Consider the following 19,263-nt stretch of genomic DNA (forward strand, 5'->3'; position numbering starts at 1 on the left):
TTAAATTTTATTTCCTAATTTCTGCACCAGCCTGACCACTTAAATTAGCAATTAGTTTCTGCATTGTATTTTCAATCTGCTTATCTGTAAGCGTTTGCTCTTCATCTTGCAAAATAAAATTTAATGCATAAGATTTTTTGCCTTCTGGTAATTTATCACCCTGGTAAACATCAAAAACACCAACTTCTTTAATTAACTTCTTATCAGTTTTAAAAGCGATCCCTTTAAGGGTATCAAATGTTACATTTTTATCAATAAGCATAGATAAATCTCTTCTTACTGCTGGATATCTGGAAACTTCCTTGTTTACAATCTTATTCTTTCTTACAATATCCAATAAAGTTGCCCAGTCAAAATCCGCATAAAAAACTTCTGCATTAACATCGGCTTTCTTTCTATCCTCTTTTGTTGCAGCCCCAAAACTTACGAGTGTTTTATCTCCTCTGAAATATTTTATACCGTAGGCAAAATTTTCATCTGTTAAAGCATCCGATTGATAAGTTGAAATACCTAACCTCGAAATAATTGCATCAACAGCCGATTTTAAATTATAGAAACTCGCAGATTTACTATTTTGGTTCCACTGCTCACCTTGTTTTGCTCCTGATATCAGAAGTAATAACCTTGGGCGTTCTACATACTGCTCGTTAATTAAATGATAGGTTTTACCATATTCGTAAAACTTAACATCAGCATTTTTGCGGTTCTGGTTGTAAGCAACACTTTCTAATGCAGGCATTAATAAGCTTTGGCGCATTACATTTAAATCACTACTTAGCGGATTGAGTATGAATACCGCCTCTTCTAAATTTTTAGAATAAGTAGATTTTGTTAAAGAATTGCATAAAATTTCAGCGTAACCATTTGCAGTAAGCATGTCGGCAATTGTATTATGCGTATTTTCTTTCTCAGGTTTCGAACTGTAAGAAAGCGAAGCGTTCACTTTAGCAGGAATATCTATATTATTATAGCCATAAATACGTAAAACTTCTTCAGTTATATCGCATTCGCGAGTAACATCAACCTTAAATGACGGTACTCTTAAAGCAAGTGTATCTTCTGATGTATTGGTTGCAGAAATACCCAAAGCAGTAATAATTTGTTTAATCTCTGCTGATGGAATATTTGCACCAATTAATGTATTTATGTTGGTATAACTTACCTCAAACTCGAAAGGCTTAATATGAACTGGATAAAGATCGGAAACTGATGAGGAGATTTCGCCACCGGCAATTTCTTTAATTAACAAAGCAGCATACTTTAAAGCTGATACGGTAATTTCAGGATCAGTACCACGCTCAAAACGGAAAGAGGCATCGGTTTTTAATCCGTGTCTTTTTGATGTTTTACGAACAGAAACAGCATTGAAGTAAGCACTCTCTAAGAATATATTTTTGGTATTGGCATCAACACCCGAAGTTTTACCTCCAAATACACCTGCAATACACATTGGTGCATCTGCATTGCAAATCATTAAATCGTCGGCGCTTAATTTGCGTTCTACGTCATCCAACGTTGTAAAAAGAGTACCTTCTGCCACTTTTTTAACAATTACTTTTCCGCCAGTAATTTTATCGGCATCGAAAGCATGCAAAGGTTGTCCTAAGCCGTGCAAAACGTAATTTGTTACATCTACAACATTATTAATCGGACGAAGACCAATTACTTTTAATTTATCTTTTAACCAATCAGGCGATTCTGTTACCGTAACACCAGAAATAGTTACACTGCTGTAACGTTGGCAAGCTTCTGTATCTTCAACGGTAACTGGAATAACTAAATTTTCGTTATCTGTTTTAAAAGCAGAAAGATCCGGCATTTCAAATTCACTTCTGAAATAAGCCGCTAAATCTCTGGCTACGCCTAGGTGTGATGCCGCATCAGCACGATTTGGGGTTAAACCGATTTCAAATACAAAATCATCGTCCATTTTGAAATGCGCTTTAGCTTCGATACCAATTTCCGTATCCGCATCCAAAATCATAATTCCATCATGAGATTTACCCAAACCAATTTCATCTTCCGCACAGATCATCCCCTGAGAAACTTCGCCCCTGATCTTTGATTCTTTAATTTTAAAAGGTTCACCTTCTAACGGATAAACGGTTGTACCAACTGTAGCAACTACAACCTTTTGTCCAGCACCAACATTTGGCGCACCACAAACAATTTGCAGATTTTCTTTTCCACCAACATTTACCGTGGTTACACGTAAACGATCGGCGTTAGGATGTTGCACACAAGTTAAAACCTCGCCGATAATCAAACCCTCTAAGCCACCTATAACAGGCTGAACTTTATCTACACTTTCCACTTCTAAGCCAACATTTGTTAAGATTAATGAAAGCTCTTCAGGTGTTTTATCTATTTGAACGAATTGTTTTAACCAGTTATATGATATTTTCATTTGCTTAGTATCAAGTAAGGAGTATCGAACATCAAGACTATGCCTGATTGATAATCAAATTTTATAAAATGCAAAGATATTATTTAAAGCCCAAAGCAGAAAGCTAAACAAGAAATCTTGATGTAATAAATACTACTAAATTATAATCTTGGCGAAAGCACAACCCTATAACACCGGAAAGCAGCCTCCATCTCTACTCGAGTGCAGCGAAACGGGATACCTTTGACCAATATATAATCAAAGATTTCTCCACTACGGTCGAAAGGACGACTTGAAGAAATCCCTAGAATAAAATTAGATATGGCCACTAAAACCAAAGGCGAACAAAAACTGGTAAATGATCAGAAAAATATTTTTTGTCTTTACTATCGCTTAACACTGCAAACTTCTGAACTTTAAACCCCTTGTTTACAAAAACATAATCAATTCGATTCTTCAGTTCACTATTAAAATCAAAGTTATTAAAAGTGCCAGTCGGACCGTAGGGAGGTTCTGTTGTAATCTCTTTAGCATCCTGAAGGAAAGATTTTATAGTCGCAATCGCATCAGTTTCTGGGGTTACGTTTAAATCTCCAGTATAAACAACAGGCAGCTTTGGCGCAATTTCTTGTATTTTTTGTTTAATCAGTTTCGCCGATTCAATTCTAGCTTTAACCCCAACATGATCGTAATGTGTGTTAAAAACGATAAACTCTTTTTTATTTAATTTATCGAATAATTTAACCCAGCTACAAATCCTTGGTAATACAGCATCCCATCCTTTTGAAGGAACATCTGGTGTTTCCGACAACCAAAAAGTACCACCATCTTTTTTATCGAACCTTGTTTTATCAAAAAATATTGCAGAAAATTCGCCTTTGCGTTTACCATCATCACGACCAACCCCAACAAAATCGAAATCTGTATTTTCACTTAAAGCATCAAATTGTTCGGCAAGCGCCTCCTGCACACAAAGAATGTCTGCATCATGAAATTTCACCAATGCTTTAACATTGTCTTTTCTGTTTGGCCATGCATTTACTCCATCGCCAGGATTATTGTAACGGATATTGTAAGTAATTATATTAATCGGGGTTTCTTTTTTCTGAGCAAAAACGGCGGCAGACAAAAGCAAACAAATTAGGAAGGATGTTAAAGTTTTCATCCCGCCAAATTACAAAATTGTTTAATTTCAATATTGATTTATTGTTAAGTAACAATTGTTTTATTGTTTACAGTTAAAGCAAACCTTCGTCTTTATAGCTATAATACCCGTTATCGGTAAATATAATATGATCTACAACTGGTAAACTTAACATTTGTCCAGATGCTGCCGCATCTCTTGTTAAGAGATCATCACTTTCGCTTGGCTTTAAATTTCCCGACGGATGATTATGCGCCATTACAATGTAGGCAGCATTATTTTCCAAGCCAATTTTAAATATAATTTTAGGATCAGCAACAGTTCCAGCTTGCCCACCTTTACTAATCAGATATTTACCAATAATTCTATTCGATCGGTTTAAAAGTAATATCCAGAATTCTTCGTGATTAAGATGTACAAAGGTATTACGCAGATATTTATACACATCGCTTGATGCCGTTACCTGAATAATTTCATCAACTGGGCTTTCTTTACGCCTTAAGCCTAATTCGAGCGCCGCTACGATGGAAATGGCTTTCGCCTCCCCTATTCCCTTAAATTTAGAAAGTTCAGAGATAGAAGCTTTCCCCAGTTTGGTTAGGTTATTTTCGTAAAAGCTTAAAATTCGCTTACTTAAATCAACTGCGGTTTCATTTTTATTGCCAGAGCCAATTAAAATTGCAATAAGTTCGGCATCAGTTAAATGTCTGCGGCCATTTTTTAAGAGTTTTTCTCTTGGTCGGTCTTCTTCGGCCCATAGCTTAATACCGATTTTTTGTTCGTAATCTGCCATTTTTTAGATAAAAAAAAGGCATCCCAACTTTTGGTTGGGATGCCTTTCACTAATATCGTAATAAAATAGCTTATTTCAAACCGTTAACGAATTTCGTTAATTTAGATTTGTTGTTTGCTGCTTTGTTTTTGTGAATAACATTTTTCTTAGCTAAACGATCTAGCATAGAAATTACTTTAGGCAATAAATCTGAAGCAGTTTTTTTATCTTCTGCTGCACGTAATCTTTTAATAAAAGTACGTGTAGTTTTTGCCTGATATCTGTTACGTAAACGTTTTGTAGCGTTTGCTCTAATTCTTTTTAATGAAGATTTATGATTTGCCATTTTAATTTAGCCTTTATTTTTTTCTAATCGTTTCCTATAATTCGGGTTGCAAATATAGGATTAATGTTTTTAAATTACAAAACACTTTTCAATTTTTTATTGATTTTTTTTATCCTTTTATTTGAACTGCAAAAATACATTAATTTTAGCAGTTTTAAGCAAATAAATTAATGTTATAAAAAACATCATCTATTAAGAATACCTGCCTAAAAATGTTATTTTTGGGGAAAACGAATTTTGAGTGAAAAAACGAATAGCCATATTTGCTTCAGGTTCGGGCTCTAACGCCCAAAAACTAATGGAGCATTTTAAAAGAAGCACCGATACAGAAATTTCTTTGGTATTAACTAATAATGCCGACGCCTATGTTTTACAAAGGGCAGATAATTTCGAAATCCCGAGTCATATTTTCGATAAAAACGAATTTTATAAAACCGATGAAATTATTGATTTACTCAAAAATCTCGATATAGATTTTATTGTACTCGCTGGATTTCTTTGGCTCATTCCTAAAAATTTAATTGCAGCTTACCCAGGCAGAATTATAAATATACACCCAGCCATTTTACCAAAGTTTGGAGGAAAAGGCATGTATGGAGATCATGTCCATAACGCGGTTATTGCATCTGGCGAATCAGAAGGCGGTATCACCATTCATTATGTTGATGAAAACTACGATGAAGGGGAATACATTTACCAGGCCAGGTATAAAATAGATAAGAACGATAATTTAGAAATGGTTAAGTTTAAAGGCCAACAGCTAGAGCATTTGCATTATCCAAGAATTGTAGAAAGTATTGTTAAAAAAATTAAGAAATAATTTTTATTGAATTAAAATCTGAAGTATTATAGCAAGCTATCTTCAAAAAACGATTACTGTAGGTTTTATTTAATTACGACTTCAGTCCGTAAAGTATTGCTTCTTCTAAAACATCAATATTTATATCTTTTAATGCTTTAAATTTAATGCAATATCCAGTCACGCTTGCTTTTCCTATTTTTTCAGCAAAGGTTTGAGCCAGATAACTTTTATCTTTAATGCCTAAAATATAAACAGACATTCCAGTTGTGTTTGCGCTCAAGCCTATTTGATAAAACACTTTAGTTTTACCGTCAGCGTAATTTATAGTGTGAGATCCATAACCTATATTGGGATTAGACACCGTTTTACCCGCACTATTTTTACCATCCAGGAACCATAATTTACAACCTGGCATTAATTGCAGAATAATTTGATGTAATGCTTGCATATCAATGCGTTTCGATACGCTTTGGCCAGCAATATATTGTTCAATTTGTGCTTCTATATCCATATAAAACTAGGAGTGTTTCTTATCTTAGATCTTTATTTAAAGTTCCGACTGAGTATTATTATTCATGCTGCTTGATATCGTTATACTGCCAAAGAACATTAATAATTTTCCAAATACCATTAAGCTTCACAATGTGAATATAATCAATCCATTCGTCGGCAATTAACTTTACCGAAGCTGTACGTTCCGAAACATCAAGCAATAAGATTTCTTTTTTAGGTGGTTTAGGAAATTTGTCACCGTTTTTGTTATAAGTTTCCGCAAGCAAAACCATCGATTCTGTTGTGGTTTCTCGCACATAATCTTTACCCGTTGCTTTATCTTTCCAAAAAGTGCGTTTTACCATTCTTGGGTGTAATGCATCTTCCATTTGTTTTGGATTTGGTTTATGCTGAGATTCTATATAATCAAGCGCTGCTTGTTTAATAGCTAAACTATCTTGTTTAGTCTGCCCGAAAACTAAATTAGCCACCAGCAACAATATAAGGCACAAAAAAGGTTTTATTATCTTCATTTTCACTAATTTATCGAAATTTAAATTATTTTTTTTCGACTATATAACTTAATGCAGTTACGCCACAATCAAATTGCCGGGTATCCAATAAGCTGAGTTTTATTTTTTCTTTAACATCTACAAATAAAGGAATGCCCCGTCCAAGAATAACTGGATTAACAAATAACCAGTAGCCATCAATTAAATTCTGTTGAATAAGTGAATGTGTTGCAGTCGGGCTACCAAAAAGCAAAATTTCTGTATCTGTTTGCTGTTTTATTTCATTTATACGATCAGTAAGGTTTTCCCTAATTATCTCTGTATTAATCAATCCCGCATTATTTATTTTTTTTGATAATACAACTTTCTGAACTTTACCATACCATTTTGAGTGTTCAATGTCGTGCCTGCTTGCTGTCGGGTGGTCTGCTGCCGTCGGCCAATAACTTTCCATCATCTGATAAGTTAATCTTCCGTACAAGGCTGTATCGCTTTTGCTAATGCGATTTCCTACATAATCAAAAATTTCCTCATCAACTTTAATCCAGTCCATTTCTCCATTCTGACCCGCTACAAACCCATCGAGCGATATATGCATAAATGAAATTATTTTCCCCATAGGATTCTAATTTAGTGATATATTGTTTTTATTGCTCCATGATTAAGATATTTAATAACTTGAAATTTTAGGACCAAGAATTTTTTTATATTTGAATATCAAGGCATTGATCAATCCAATATAATATCTTTTCCATCATTTTCTAAAATATCAAATCCGTATCCAATCAGACTCCCGTCCGTGTTTTAGCTATGCATGCTTGCTCCATGCTCCCACAATGCTTCGGGTTCGCTTCGAGAATACTTCAACAGATGAAAACGTATGCCCGAAGCAGGTATCACCGTTGAGACTGGTGTGGGAACAGCAAGAGGACTAAGCGAAGGCGAAGAAAGGATATAGCTGACCCGATTAAGTGGCGATCACAACAGGTTTCTTCCACCATGTTATTATGAAAATAAACTAGAAAGATAACCGAAAAAACGCACACAATTAACTGATAAAATTGCCGAATCTTTCTTTTATTAATGATGACACTAAAATGGGCGGAGAAAGCCTGTAGTTAGTTTTTCGAACCAGAAGATGATTAATATTTTTATGCAAGCCAGGTTTATTAATTTATTTTAATTATTTAATCGATTTTTACATGCTTAACATACAAAAAAACAATCCTGTTTTACTACCTTTGCGGCTCAAAATTTACAGTAGAATGAGTCAGTCCATTAAAATCAAAAACGCTTTAATTTCAGTATATTATAAAGACGGTTTAGCCCCGTTGGTAGAATTGTTAGCCGCTCAGGGCGTGCAGCTATTCTCGACAGGTGGAACCGAGCAATTTATTAAGGATTTAAACCTGCCTGTTACCGCGGTTGAAGATTTAACTGGTTACCCTTCCATTTTAGGTGGACGTGTTAAAACATTACACCCAAAAGTATTCGGTGGAATTTTAAACCGCAGAGGCTTAGAAGGCGATAAACAACAAATTGCAGAATACGAAATTCCAGAAATTGATTTGGTTATTGTTGATTTATATCCATTCGAAGAAACCGTAAAAGCAGGTGGTACAGCAGAAGAAATTATCGAAAAAATTGATATCGGTGGTATCTCATTAATTCGTGCCGCAGCTAAAAACTTTAACGATGTAGTCATTATTGCATCTAAAAACGATTACCCAACTTTACAAGCCCAATTAGAGGCGCAAAATGGCGAAACTACATTAGCGCAACGTAAGTCTTTCGCGAAAACGGCTTTCCATACCTCTTCTCATTACGATACCGCAATTTTCAACTATTTCAATCAGGAAGAACCACTTGATGTTTTCAAACAAAGTGTAACTCAAGCTAAAGCTTTGCGTTATGGTGAAAACCCACATCAAGGTGGTGTATTTTATGGCGATTTAGATGCAATGTTTACCAAATTAAATGGAAAAGAACTTTCTTATAATAACTTGGTTGATGTTGATGCAGCTGTTGCCTTAATTGATGAGTTTGAAGACCCAACTTTTGCCATTTTAAAACATACAAATGCTTGTGGTATTGCTTCTCGCCCTACTGTTAAACAAGCTTGGATTGATTCATTAGCTTGCGATCCAGTTTCTGCTTTTGGTGGTGTTCTTATTACCAATGTGGAAGTTGATTTAGCAACTGCTGAAGAAATTAACAATTTGTTTTTCGAGGTTTTAATTGCGCCATCTTACCAGCCAGAAGCTGTTGAGTTATTCAGTAAAAAGAAAAACCGTGTTATTTTACAACGCAACGAGGTTGAATTGAGTAAAAAACAATTTAAAACATTATTAAACGGTGTAATTGAGCAAGATAAAGATTTAATTATCGAAGGTCCTGAGCAAATGACAACCGTTACCGATAAAGCGCCTACAGAACAAGAATTAAAAGATTTATACTTCGCGAACAAAATTGTAAAACATACTAAGTCGAACACCATCGTTTTGGTTAAGGATGATGTTTTAATTGCAAGCGGGGTTGGTCAAACTTCAAGAGTTGATGCTTTAAGACAAGCGATTGAAAAAGCGGCATCATTTGGTTTCAGTGTAAAAGGAAGTGCAATGGCATCGGATGCTTTTTTCCCTTTCCCTGATTGTGTGGAAATTGCTGCTGAAGCTGGAATTACAGCTGTTTTACAACCAGGAGGTTCGATTAAAGATGCTGATTCGGTTGCAAAAGCAAATGAAAAAGGCATTGCAATGGTTACAACGGGCGTGAGACACTTTAAACACTAGATTAGGTTTAAGGCTTAGGGTTCTTAACTTGAGATTACCTTCATGCTCGTTATTGCGAGGCACGAAGCACCTGCGAAGCAAGCTTGAATACCATTAAAAACAAAATTAGGAGATGAAAAATCTTAAAGCGATAGAAAACTTTTAGTCAATTTGGCGACGGTTTTCGACGTTCTCAGACTGACAAATGTTTGGGATTTTAGAAAGGGAATGGCATTTGAAAAACCAAACCCGAGTAAAATAAACCCGATTGAAGTGGAAATACTTTTTGATAGCGGTCTTCGACAAGATCAGACTGACACGCACAAAAAGATTGAAACAGATAGCGGGGCTGATTTAACCTAAGAATTACAGGTTTTGATTTTCGAAATATTTTAATTGCAACAAAATCAGTTAAATGCAGGATGAAAATAAAACTTAAAGCAATAAAAAAGCTATTTTTACATTAGGAATAGTATAGATTTAACAAAATTAAAATAAAGACACCTTCTACATGGGATTATTTAACTGGTTTACGCAAGAAGTTGCCATCGATTTAGGCACTGCGAATACCCTTATTATACATAACGACAAAGTGGTTGTAGATGAACCATCTATCGTTGCTTTTGATCGTACTACAAACAAAGTTATTGCTATTGGTCGCCAGGCCATGCAAATGGAGGGAAAAACCCACGATAATATTAAAACCGTTCGCCCATTAAAAGATGGTGTAATCGCCGATTTTAATGCTGCTGAGGCTATGATTAAAGGTATGATCAGAATGCTAAATGGCGGTAAAGGCTGGATGTTTCCTTCTTTACGTATGGTAATTTGTATTCCTTCGGGCATTACCGAGGTGGAGAAACGTGCGGTACGTGATTCGGCTGAAATTGCAGGTGCTAAAGAGGTTTATTTAATTCACGAACCAATGGCTGCTGCAGTAGGTATTGGAATTGACGTGGAAGAACCGATGGGTAATATGATTATCGATATCGGTGGTGGTACGACTGAAATTGCGGTTATTGCTTTATCTGGTATCGTTTGCGACCAGTCTATCCGCGTTGCGGGAGATAATTTTGACTCTGATATTGTAAACTACATTCGTCGCCAGCACAACATTATGATTGGTGACCGTACGGCTGAGAAAATTAAAATCGAAGTTGGTGCAGCTTTGCCTGAATTACAGGATGCCCCTGCTGATTTCGCGGTTCAAGGTCGTGATTTAATGACTGGTGTACCTAAACAAATTACGGTTTCTTACACCGAAATTGCGCATTGTTTAGATAAATCGATCTCTAAAATTGAAGAAGCGATTTTAAAAGCATTAGAGATTACACCTCCAGAGCTTTCTGCAGATATTTATCAAACTGGTATTTATTTAACTGGCGGTGGTGCATTATTAAGAGGACTGGATAAACGTGTTGCGGCTAAAACAAAATTACCTGTTCACGTTGCCGAAGATCCGTTACGTGCGGTTGTTCGTGGAACTGGTATAGCCCTTAAAAACATCGGAACTTATAAATTCTTAATGCAATAATTCATATTATACGTTGTAAGTTATAAGTTTTAAGTCTTGTAACTTACAACTTATTACTTATAACTTATTACAAAATGCGTAACCTTTGGATTTTCATAAGCAGATATAACGCATTCTTCTTGTTTATAATTTTCTTTATTGTAGGGATTTACTTAACGGTAAAAAACAATTCATATCAACGTAGCGTAACTTTAAACTCGACCAACGAAATTGTCGGTACTGCTTACGAACGATTAAATGTTTTTAAAAGATATTTAAATCTGGGAATGGTAAACGATAGTCTTGCGGCAGAAAATGCTAAACTTAAAACAACATTATTAGGTTTAACTACGATTGATTCTGCAAAAGACACAAAAGTTATCGATACCACAACCAACCAACAATATACTTATCTGGCAGCTAAAGTTGTTAAAAACTCAATTACTTTGCGTAATAACGTAATGACGGTCAACAAAGGTACGCTGGATGGAATTGAGGCTAATATGGCTGTAATTTCTCCGCAGCGGGGCGTGGTTGGCTTTATACGAGATGTATCTCCACACCTGGCTACCATTCAGTCGCTACTGCATAAAGACACTAAAATAAGCGTTGTTATTAAAAAGAATAATGCCATTGGCTCGTTAGTTTGGGGCGATGGAAATTTTGATATCAAAAAGGCATTTATTAAGGAAGTGCCAAATCATATCAAAATGAGTATTGGCGATACAATAGTTACTTCGGGTTACGGAAAGTTTCCAGCTGGAATTCTTGTTGGCCGATTAAGCAAAACAAATATTGCCACAAATGATAATTTCTTATCGGGAGAGGTTAGTTTATTTAACGATTTTGGTACACTGCAATATGTCTACGTTATAAAAGATAAATTAGCAAAGGAGCAAGAAACTTTAGAAAACCCTGTTAAATTAAAATGAACAGCAGATTAATCATAGTTAACGTAATCAGATGGTTCATCCTTTTATTTGTGCAGATCTTTCTGCTCAAAAACATGGGTTTCTATGATTTGTCTACGCCTTTTATTTACGTATTATTTCTATTGCTCCTGCCATTTGGAATTCCAAATATTGTATTGTACTTACTGGCATTTGGAACGGGTTTAACACTCGACACCTTTTACGACACAATGGGTGTACACGCTACTGCCTGTGTAGTTTTGGCGTTTGTTAGAATCTCTTTTATTTCGATAAGTTTAAACAAAGATGCAATTGACGATCCTGAACCTTCTTTAAGTTATATGGGCTTTCAGTGGTTTTCGCTATATGCTTTTCTGTGTGTAATTACGCATCACCTTGTGCTATTTTTCTTAGAAACATTTAGGTTAACAGAAATTGGTTATACTTTAGTAAGATGCGGATTAAGCTGTATTCTTACCTTACTAATTATCCTGTTGGTTGAGTTTATCTTCTATAAAAGAACATCTCGCTAATGGAACAGTTATTTAATCGAAAATATGTAGTACAGGGCTTGTTTGTTGTGGTGGTGCTTATTTTACTGGCAAAACTCTTTTATATACAAATTGTTAGCGATAAATTTTTTGTTGCTGCCGAAAGTAACGTACTTAAGAAGAAATTTAAATACCCTGCCCGTGGGGCCATTTTAGACCGCCATAATAAGGTTATCGTGCAAAACGAACCTGTTTACGATTTAATGGTGATTCCGAATGAGGTTAAGCCTTTTGATACGGTTGCCCTTGCTAATGCACTTGAAATTTCGATCGAAGATGTACGCAAAAATTTAAAAAAAGCAAGAGGAAAATCTAATTATCAATCTACTCCTTTTTCCAAGCAAATTTCTGTTCAGAGTTATGCCCGCTTGCAGGAAATTATGTATCGATTCCCTGGTTTTTCTACACAGGATAGAACCATTCGTCATTACCCAGACAGTGTTGCAGGACAGTTATTTGGTTACGTAAAAGAGGTTAGTCAGGTAGATATTGATAAATCTGAAGGTTACTACCGATCTGGTGATTACATTGGTAAAAGCGGACTTGAACGCTCTTACGAAGAGGTTTTACGTGGAGAACGCGGAGTAGTTAATACCGTTTACGATGCTAAAAACACACCACAAGGAAGTTACGCTGATGGAAAATACGATATTAATGCAGTTTCTGGCGAACGGTTAGTTTCTGGAATTGATATTGAAGTTCAGAAACTGGGCGAAGAATTAATGCAAAATAAAGTAGGGGCAATTGTAGCTATAGAACCTTCATCGGGCGAAATTATTGCAATGGTTAGTAGCCCTGGTTACGACCCAAATTTGCTGGTTGGAAAAAGCCAGGGAAATAATTATATGAGCTTGATCGGGAATCCCTATCGCCCTTCTATGGTAAGGCCTATTCAAGGATATTATCCTCCAGGTTCTTCTTTTAAACCTATTGATGCGCTTATTGGGATGCAAGAAGGTGTTATCGATGTAAATACAACTTTCAACTGTCCAGGTTATTACATGGCAGGAAATCATAAAGTAAAATGCGAACACGTTGATGGAAACATCAGCATGCGGAGGGGAATTGCCAGAAGTTGTAACACATATTTCTGTTATGTTTTTCAAAAACTGATTACCAAAAACGGCATGAAAAACCAACGTCAAACCTATCAAGACTGGCGTGATCGGGTATCAAAATTTGGCTTTGGCATTAAACTCGACATTGATTTACCTTTTGAAAAGAAAGGTTATTTTTATAATGCGGATCATTATGATAAAATATATGGTAAACGCTGGGGTTATACCACAGTAATTTCACAGGCTATTGGTCAGGGTGAAATAACGGCAACGCCCCTACAAATTGCTAATGCAATGGCAATTATTGCAAACAGGGGTTATTACATAAAGCCGCATTTAATTAAAGCCATGGGCGATAAAATGCTGGTAAAAAAAGAATATGTAACCAAAAATTATGTCGGTGTAGATGCAAAACATTTTGAACCTGTAATTGATGGAATGCAGGATGCTGTTAATAGTCCGTGGGGAACGGCAGTTTTATCGCGTATTCCAGATATTATAATGTGTGGAAAAACGGGTACCGTTCAAAACTCCAGAGGTAAAAATCACTCTGTATTTATTGGTTTTGCTCCTCGCGACAATCCGAAAATTGCAATTGCGGTTATTGTAGAAAACGCTGGTTATGGCAGTACTTACGCTGCTCCGATTGCCAGTTACATGGTAGAAAAATATATCCAGGGTAAAGTAACAGGTACAAGGGCTAACCAGGTAGAATGGATGAAAAACCAAAACTTACTACCTGCATTAATCGATAAAACAAAAAAAATAAAATTAACAGCCGCAGATAGCTTAAAATTAAAAAAAGCAGATTCTATTAAAAAAGTTAACGATAGTTTACGGATTAAAGGCCAAATAACTAAAAAGCCCCAATCCGTAAAATTGATTAACAAACCGACTATTAATGCTAATAAAATAGAAATCAATAAAAAATGATTCAACAACAGGGAAATCGTTTCTTTTTTAACGTAGATTGGATTACTGTTTTAATCTATATATCGCTTTGCGCCATTGGCTTTACCAATATTTATGCATCTATTCCCCATCCAGAAAATGCTACAGCTTTCGATTTTACAAGCAGTTATGGTAAACAATTAATCTATATTGTTTCGGGCTTAATATTGGGTTTATCTATCCTGCTGTTCGATGGAAGATTATTTAATGTATTCTCGCCATTTATTTATGGCATTACCCTCCTGCTTTTGGTTGCAGTACTTGTTGTTGGTAGAAATGTTGGTGGCAACCAGGCATGGATACCTATAGGTTCTTTTAGGCTACAGCCATCAGAATTTGCAAAATTTGGAGCGGCACTATTTTTAGCACGTTATGTAAGTACTTTTAATCCAAAATTCAGAGATTTTAAATCGATATTTTTTGCCGCCCTAATCGTATTGGCTCCCTTGGCATTAATCATGCTTCAACCTGATACAGGATCGGCATTGGTTTTCCTTGCATTTATGTTCCCTTTATATAGAGAAGGTTTATCTGGTTATTTTCTATTGATATTTTTAGGAATGATTGTGCTTTTTATCGCTGATTTCCTGGTTCCGACATATATATTAATTATTGTTTTAACTACTATTGGCGGTTTATTTATCTACGCAAATAAGCGCAAACAAAAGCTCATTATTACAACAGTATTCGTTACGTTATTTGCTATAGGATACCTGTTTTTAATTAAGGTTGCTTACGAAAAAGTTCTTGCTCCTCATCAGCGTAGCCGTATTGAATTAATGCTTGGTTTGAAAACCGATAATAAGGGGGCAGGTTATAATGTAATTCAATCGCAGATTGCCATCGGCTCGGGCCAGGCAACTGGAAGAGGTTTTATGCAGGGTACACAAACAAAGTATGGATATGTACCCGAACAAAGTACCGATTTTATTTTCTCAACCGTTGGCGAAGAATGGGGCTTTTTAGGCTGTTCTGTTTTAATTGGCTTATATTGTTTTCTTTTGTTAAGATTAGTTAACCTGGCAGAAAGACAACGATCTACCTTCTCGAGGGTTTATGGATATAGTGTAGCCTGTATTTTATTTTTTCACATTTTTATAAATATCGGCATGACCATCGGTATTATTCCGGTTATTGGCATTCCCCTTCCATTAATTAGCTATGGTGGTTCGTCGCTTTGGAGCTTTACCATATTGCTGTTCATTTTCCTTAAACTGGATTCGAACAGGATGGGTTTTATTTAAGAGCTAGATTAACAAACAAATATCAACTAAAAAAGATATACTAAATTCTTAGCTATTCATTCTTTCTTTAATGCCTGCTCTATTTGCTAAATCTTCTGTTTAATAATTCGTAAAACTGATCGACTGTATTTTGTTTTCCGGCCCAATTATTTTTAATTGCATAGTTATTTTGCAAGAAACTATCAGCAGATTCAAAATTTGGCATTTTATTTACGATATCAATCGCCTCAGAATAAGCCATATTATAACCGCTAAAAAGATCTTTAATAAACAATAACTTTTCGTTTAAATTAATGGCCTGTTTCAAATCAGCAATTGGCGCTTTAACGGTTTCTGTTTGCCCATTAGTTTTGGCTAATAAATCATTTAAACTTGGCGTTGGTTTATCAGCTTTTGGCTCTTCTACAGGTTTTACAGGAACTGCTTGTGGAACAAAAACAGGGCGTTCTTCTACAGGTGGAGAAATAATTGGATCATCAAATTTCTCGACTTTAATATCTTCAATAGGTTTTGATTCTACTTGTGTAAACAGCGTTTGGGATTCCTCTTTAGCTTCTTCTTCATGAGGAATTAAGAAAGGCTCTGGTCCTATTTCATCATTTTCTGCTTCTAAAGATTCGTTTACAGGTTCTTGCTCTTTCTCGTGAATTCTTTTCTTCTGCGCTAATATTTCTTCTTCAGCTCTGCTTAAGGGGCGGTCGAAAATTTCATCAACTGATTTTTCTTCAAAATCGAATTTATCATCGGCAGAATGATTCCCTAATACAAATTCAAAGGTATGATCGTCCTGATCTGGTTTAAAAAAATCCTTTTCCAACAATTTTTCGGCGGTTTCCTGGTGAATAATTTCATCCTCGATGCGCTCTTCTTCAGGCTGTATATCTACACGTTCTTCTTCTTCCTCCGCCGTTGCAAATGCTTCTAATTCAGAAGATGACTTAGGCGCTTCTTGGTCTGCCGCATAGCTTTCAGTTATCTCGGGTAAAACAATGGTATTTTGTTCTTCCAATAAAAAATTTGGATCACTTTCTGCTGGGTGCGTTGGAGCAGTTAAGGTATTTAGTTTCTGTGCAATTCTTACATGATCTGACAGGAAATCTGCATTAGCCAGAAAAAGTTCCATTTCAAGTTCATTAAGATTTTCAGCATTTTTAGCCAGAAACTGGTATTGTTCATTTAGTTCCGTTAATATATTGCCTATCTTTCTGAAAATGTCTTGTTGATTCATCATATAATATTAAACGATTTTTTTGCCGATTTATGTTGGTAACTATGTATTCAAAAATAACACATAATTCTCATATTTGTTCGGTTTAAAAATTATACTTTCTTTATCAAATTTAACTTAAAAAAGAAAGTTTTATCCTATTTTCAAATGCTTTAAAAGATTTGAAACTGAACATTATAAGTATTGAGCATGTTATTTAGTGAACAAAATTTTAGAAGAAGAGGCGAATTTTCGGGTAGCATAGAGGTGGTATGCGGCTCGATGTTTTCGGGCAAAACCGAAGAATTAATACGCCGATTAAAGCGTGCTCAGATTGCTAAATTAAACGTTGAAATTTTTAAACCCCGAACAGATACACGCTATCACGAGAGTGCCGTCGTATCTCATGATTTAAATTCAATAAATTCTACTCCTGTCGATAGCGCATCTGCAATTTTGCTTTTAGGCACCAATACCCAAGTTGTTGGTATAGATGAAGCCCAGTTTTTTGATGACGAATTACCCGATGTTTGCAATAAACTTGCTATGAAAGGCATTCGGGTTATTGTTGCTGGTTTGGATATGGATTTTACTGGGAAACCTTTCGGACCAATGCCCGCTTTAATGGCGATTGCTGAGCACGTAACAAAAGTGAATGCAGTTTGTGTTTGCTGTGGTAATCCTGCTTTATACAGCTATCGTACGGTTGCCGATGAATCGACTGTTTTACTTGGTGAAAAGGAAAGCTACGAACCGCGTTGCAGAGCTTGCTATAATTTAGATAAGGGCTAAATTTGGCCAATTGTTAAATTGTTTTATTGATTAATTATTTTAATGAGAATTTCATTCTTGATATGGATAGACAATTTCAACTTAATGCTTTTAGAACTGGTATAGCCCAATTTGTAACGTTTACCGAAAGGGAGTGGGAAGTTTTCATTCAACATCTAAGTTTCTCAAGCTTAAATAAAAAAGAACATTTTGCCATTGAGGGAAAAGTATGCGATCACATGGCTTTCATTGTGAAGGGTGCTTTGCGTTATTATCATCTAAAAGATGGACAAGAAATTACAGGTTATTTCAGTTTCGAAAATGAATTGGCAAGTGCCTATAAAAGCTTTCTAAGACGCACACCTAGTACAAATTATATTCAGGCATTGGAAGAAACTGAGCTTGTACTAATCTCATATAACAATTTTCAGAAAATGTTAAGCCTGCCGTTATTAGCCCTAAAAATAGAACGCTTTGGCCGTTTGGTTGCCGAATATTACATTTGTTGTTATGATGATCGGGTAACCTCTTTTATTACCCAGAGTCCCGAGGAGCGATATACCAGCCTCGAAAAAACAAGGAGTGATATTTTTCAGCGTGTTCCCCAACACTTTATTGCCAATTTTTTAGGCATTACACCAGTTTCTCTATCCCGTATCCGCAAACGGACGCTATTACAATAAAAGCATTACCTATAGCTTCCATTGAGCAGTTATTGATTATAATTACTCCATCTGTAATCCTTATCTTTTGTTAACGTTTTTATCCTAACGCGTGCGCTAACTTTGATTTAATCAAAAAGAAAAAAGATATGCACACAATATTAGGCGCTGGCGGGCCAACAGCAAACGCACTTACTAAAGAATTAACAGCCAACAATGAAACGATTAGATTAGTAAGCAGGAAACCCGTTTCCACTACCAATCCTAAAGTAAGCTGGGTTAAGGCCGATTTATTAAACCAACAGGAACTTTTTGCCGCAGCAGCAGGTTCGACAGTAATTTATCTATGTGCAGGTTTGGTTTACGATGCCAAAATATGGCAGGAACAATGGCCTGTTATTATCGAAAACGTAATTAATTTATGCAAAAATACAAGTGCGAGGTTAATATTTTTTGACAATGTATATATGTATGGACTGGTGAATGGCGCTATGACTGAAAGCACGCCATATAATCCGCAAAGTTTAAAAGGAAAAGTTAGGGCTAAAATAGCTCAACAGTTAATGGAAGAAAGCAAGACAGGTACAATTAATGTAACCATTGCACGTGCAGCAGATTTTTATGGTGCTGACTCCATGAATAGTTTTTTCGATATGATGGTACTGGACAAATTTGCCAAAAACAGCCGTGCACAATGGATCGGCAATCCTAATACACTACACAGCTTTACTTATATTGAAGATGCAGGTAAAGCCATGTTTTTACTCGGACAAACTCCGAATTCGGGTAACCAAATCTGGCATTTACCAACATCAGCACTTTTAAAGGAAAAGAATTTATAGAAATGGCGGCAAAGATTTATGGAACCAAACCCAGCTATTCTACCATTAATAAGCTAATGTTACGTTTGGTGGGTTTCTTTAAAAAGGTAGTGGCAGGGACGGTAGAAATGTATTATCAGTATGATCATGATTATCACTTCGATTCTTCAAAATTCGAAAAGGCCTTTAACTTTAAACCAACGAGCTATTACGATGGAATTTTAAAACTATCTGAAACGATGTACGAGAAGCAGAATTGACCAGAATTTGATGGTGAAACTGCCTATCTTTAAAGCATCGATTAACTCTCGGTTGGTGTCTTCATCGACTGAAATAATTGATAATAATT

19 protein-coding genes are annotated in these 19,263 nt (G+C 35.6%); 11 read left to right on the top strand and 8 right to left on the bottom strand.

Annotation, left to right across the window (positions count from 1 at the left end):
* Positions 1-7: 7 nt before the first annotated feature.
* From pheT to rpsT, 4 genes are all read right to left on the bottom strand, one after another.
* Positions 8-2,407, bottom strand: coding sequence for a phenylalanine--tRNA ligase subunit beta (gene pheT, locus ABD692_RS03105; RefSeq protein WP_344764844.1), 2,400 nt, complete (start codon positions 2,405-2,407; stop codon positions 8-10).
* Between the two features lie 307 nt (positions 2,408-2,714).
* Positions 2,715-3,551: an endonuclease/exonuclease/phosphatase family protein gene (locus ABD692_RS03110; protein ID WP_344764846.1), complete on the bottom strand. Its 837-nt coding sequence runs from the start codon at positions 3,549-3,551 to the stop codon at positions 2,715-2,717.
* Positions 3,552-3,624: 73 nt separating this feature from the next.
* Positions 3,625-4,323: a RadC family protein gene (gene radC / locus ABD692_RS03115; RefSeq protein ID WP_344764848.1), complete on the bottom strand. Its 699-nt coding sequence runs from the start codon at positions 4,321-4,323 to the stop codon at positions 3,625-3,627.
* A gap of 70 nt (positions 4,324-4,393) precedes the next feature.
* Entirely contained in the window at positions 4,394-4,648 is a 255-nt protein-coding gene (rpsT, locus tag ABD692_RS03120) for a 30S ribosomal protein S20 (RefSeq protein ID WP_056871313.1), read from the bottom strand.
* A 241-nt stretch (positions 4,649-4,889) separates the two neighbouring features.
* On the opposite strand from rpsT, the gene purN reads away from it, so the two are divergent.
* A complete protein-coding gene (gene purN / locus ABD692_RS03125) occupies positions 4,890-5,468 on the top strand; it encodes a phosphoribosylglycinamide formyltransferase (RefSeq protein WP_316759443.1) in 579 nt (192 codons plus the stop codon).
* Positions 5,469-5,541: 73 nt separating this feature from the next.
* Here the strand turns inward: purN and ABD692_RS03130 are convergent, their stop codons facing one another.
* Genes ABD692_RS03130 through ABD692_RS03140 form a run of 3 tightly spaced genes read right to left on the bottom strand, consistent with a single transcriptional unit; the run spans position 5,542 to position 7,073 of the window.
* Positions 5,542-5,961: a hypothetical protein gene (locus tag ABD692_RS03130; RefSeq protein WP_344764850.1), complete on the bottom strand. Its 420-nt coding sequence runs from the start codon at positions 5,959-5,961 to the stop codon at positions 5,542-5,544.
* A gap of 58 nt (positions 5,962-6,019) precedes the next feature.
* Positions 6,020-6,475, bottom strand: coding sequence for a nuclear transport factor 2 family protein (locus ABD692_RS03135; RefSeq protein ID WP_344764852.1), 456 nt, complete (start codon positions 6,473-6,475; stop codon positions 6,020-6,022).
* Positions 6,476-6,500: 25 nt separating this feature from the next.
* On the bottom strand, positions 6,501-7,073 hold the full coding sequence (locus ABD692_RS03140) for a dihydrofolate reductase family protein (protein WP_344764854.1): 573 nt from the start codon (positions 7,071-7,073) through the stop codon (positions 6,501-6,503).
* A 646-nt stretch (positions 7,074-7,719) separates the two neighbouring features.
* Here ABD692_RS03140 and purH point away from each other — a divergent pair.
* The 6 genes from purH (at position 7,720) to rodA (ending at position 15,453) form a co-directional block, all read left to right on the top strand.
* Positions 7,720-9,246 (top strand): bifunctional phosphoribosylaminoimidazolecarboxamide formyltransferase/IMP cyclohydrolase, encoded by a 1,527-nt coding sequence (gene purH / locus ABD692_RS03145; protein ID WP_344765406.1) that lies wholly within the window; start codon positions 7,720-7,722, stop codon positions 9,244-9,246.
* A gap of 490 nt (positions 9,247-9,736) precedes the next feature.
* Positions 9,737-10,759, top strand: coding sequence for a rod shape-determining protein (locus ABD692_RS03150; protein ID WP_056092903.1), 1,023 nt, complete (start codon positions 9,737-9,739; stop codon positions 10,757-10,759).
* Positions 10,760-10,833: 74 nt separating this feature from the next.
* Positions 10,834-11,670, top strand: a complete 837-nt coding sequence (gene mreC, locus ABD692_RS03155; protein WP_344764858.1) for a rod shape-determining protein MreC — start codon at positions 10,834-10,836, stop codon at positions 11,668-11,670.
* The gene (locus ABD692_RS03160; protein WP_316759457.1) at positions 11,667-12,182 is read left to right on the top strand and encodes a rod shape-determining protein MreD; all 516 of its coding nucleotides are present in this window, start codon (positions 11,667-11,669) and stop codon (positions 12,180-12,182) included. Before mreC ends, ABD692_RS03160 begins: the two co-directional genes overlap by 4 nt.
* Positions 12,182-14,191 (top strand): penicillin-binding protein 2, encoded by a 2,010-nt coding sequence (mrdA, locus tag ABD692_RS03165; protein ID WP_344764861.1) that lies wholly within the window; start codon positions 12,182-12,184, stop codon positions 14,189-14,191. The genes ABD692_RS03160 and mrdA overlap by 1 nt, the downstream gene beginning before the upstream one ends.
* A complete protein-coding gene (gene rodA / locus ABD692_RS03170) occupies positions 14,188-15,453 on the top strand; it encodes a rod shape-determining protein RodA (protein WP_344764863.1) in 1,266 nt (421 codons plus the stop codon). Before mrdA ends, rodA begins: the two co-directional genes overlap by 4 nt.
* Before the next feature lie 79 nt (positions 15,454-15,532).
* Here the strand turns inward: rodA and ABD692_RS03175 are convergent, their stop codons facing one another.
* Complete coding sequence (locus ABD692_RS03175) at positions 15,533-16,684, bottom strand: hypothetical protein (RefSeq protein WP_344764865.1); 1,152 nt, start codon at positions 16,682-16,684, stop codon at positions 15,533-15,535.
* A 186-nt stretch (positions 16,685-16,870) separates the two neighbouring features.
* On the opposite strand from ABD692_RS03175, the gene ABD692_RS03180 reads away from it, so the two are divergent.
* From ABD692_RS03180 to ABD692_RS03195, 4 genes are all read left to right on the top strand, one after another.
* Positions 16,871-17,452, top strand: a complete 582-nt coding sequence (locus ABD692_RS03180) for a thymidine kinase (protein WP_316759466.1) — start codon at positions 16,871-16,873, stop codon at positions 17,450-17,452.
* A 62-nt stretch (positions 17,453-17,514) separates the two neighbouring features.
* Positions 17,515-18,114: a Crp/Fnr family transcriptional regulator gene (locus ABD692_RS03185; RefSeq protein ID WP_316759469.1), complete on the top strand. Its 600-nt coding sequence runs from the start codon at positions 17,515-17,517 to the stop codon at positions 18,112-18,114.
* A 128-nt stretch (positions 18,115-18,242) separates the two neighbouring features.
* Positions 18,243-18,935 (top strand): NAD-dependent epimerase/dehydratase family protein, encoded by a 693-nt coding sequence (locus ABD692_RS03190; RefSeq protein WP_344764869.1) that lies wholly within the window; start codon positions 18,243-18,245, stop codon positions 18,933-18,935.
* A gap of 2 nt (positions 18,936-18,937) precedes the next feature.
* Positions 18,938-19,174, top strand: coding sequence for a Rossmann-fold NAD(P)-binding domain-containing protein (locus tag ABD692_RS03195; protein ID WP_344764871.1), 237 nt, complete (start codon positions 18,938-18,940; stop codon positions 19,172-19,174).
* Positions 19,175-19,263: the final 89 nt, after the last annotated feature.

It is taken from the genome of Pedobacter ginsengiterrae, from assembly GCF_039537385.1.
GTDB lineage: Bacteria > Bacteroidota > Bacteroidia > Sphingobacteriales > Sphingobacteriaceae > Pedobacter > Pedobacter ginsengiterrae.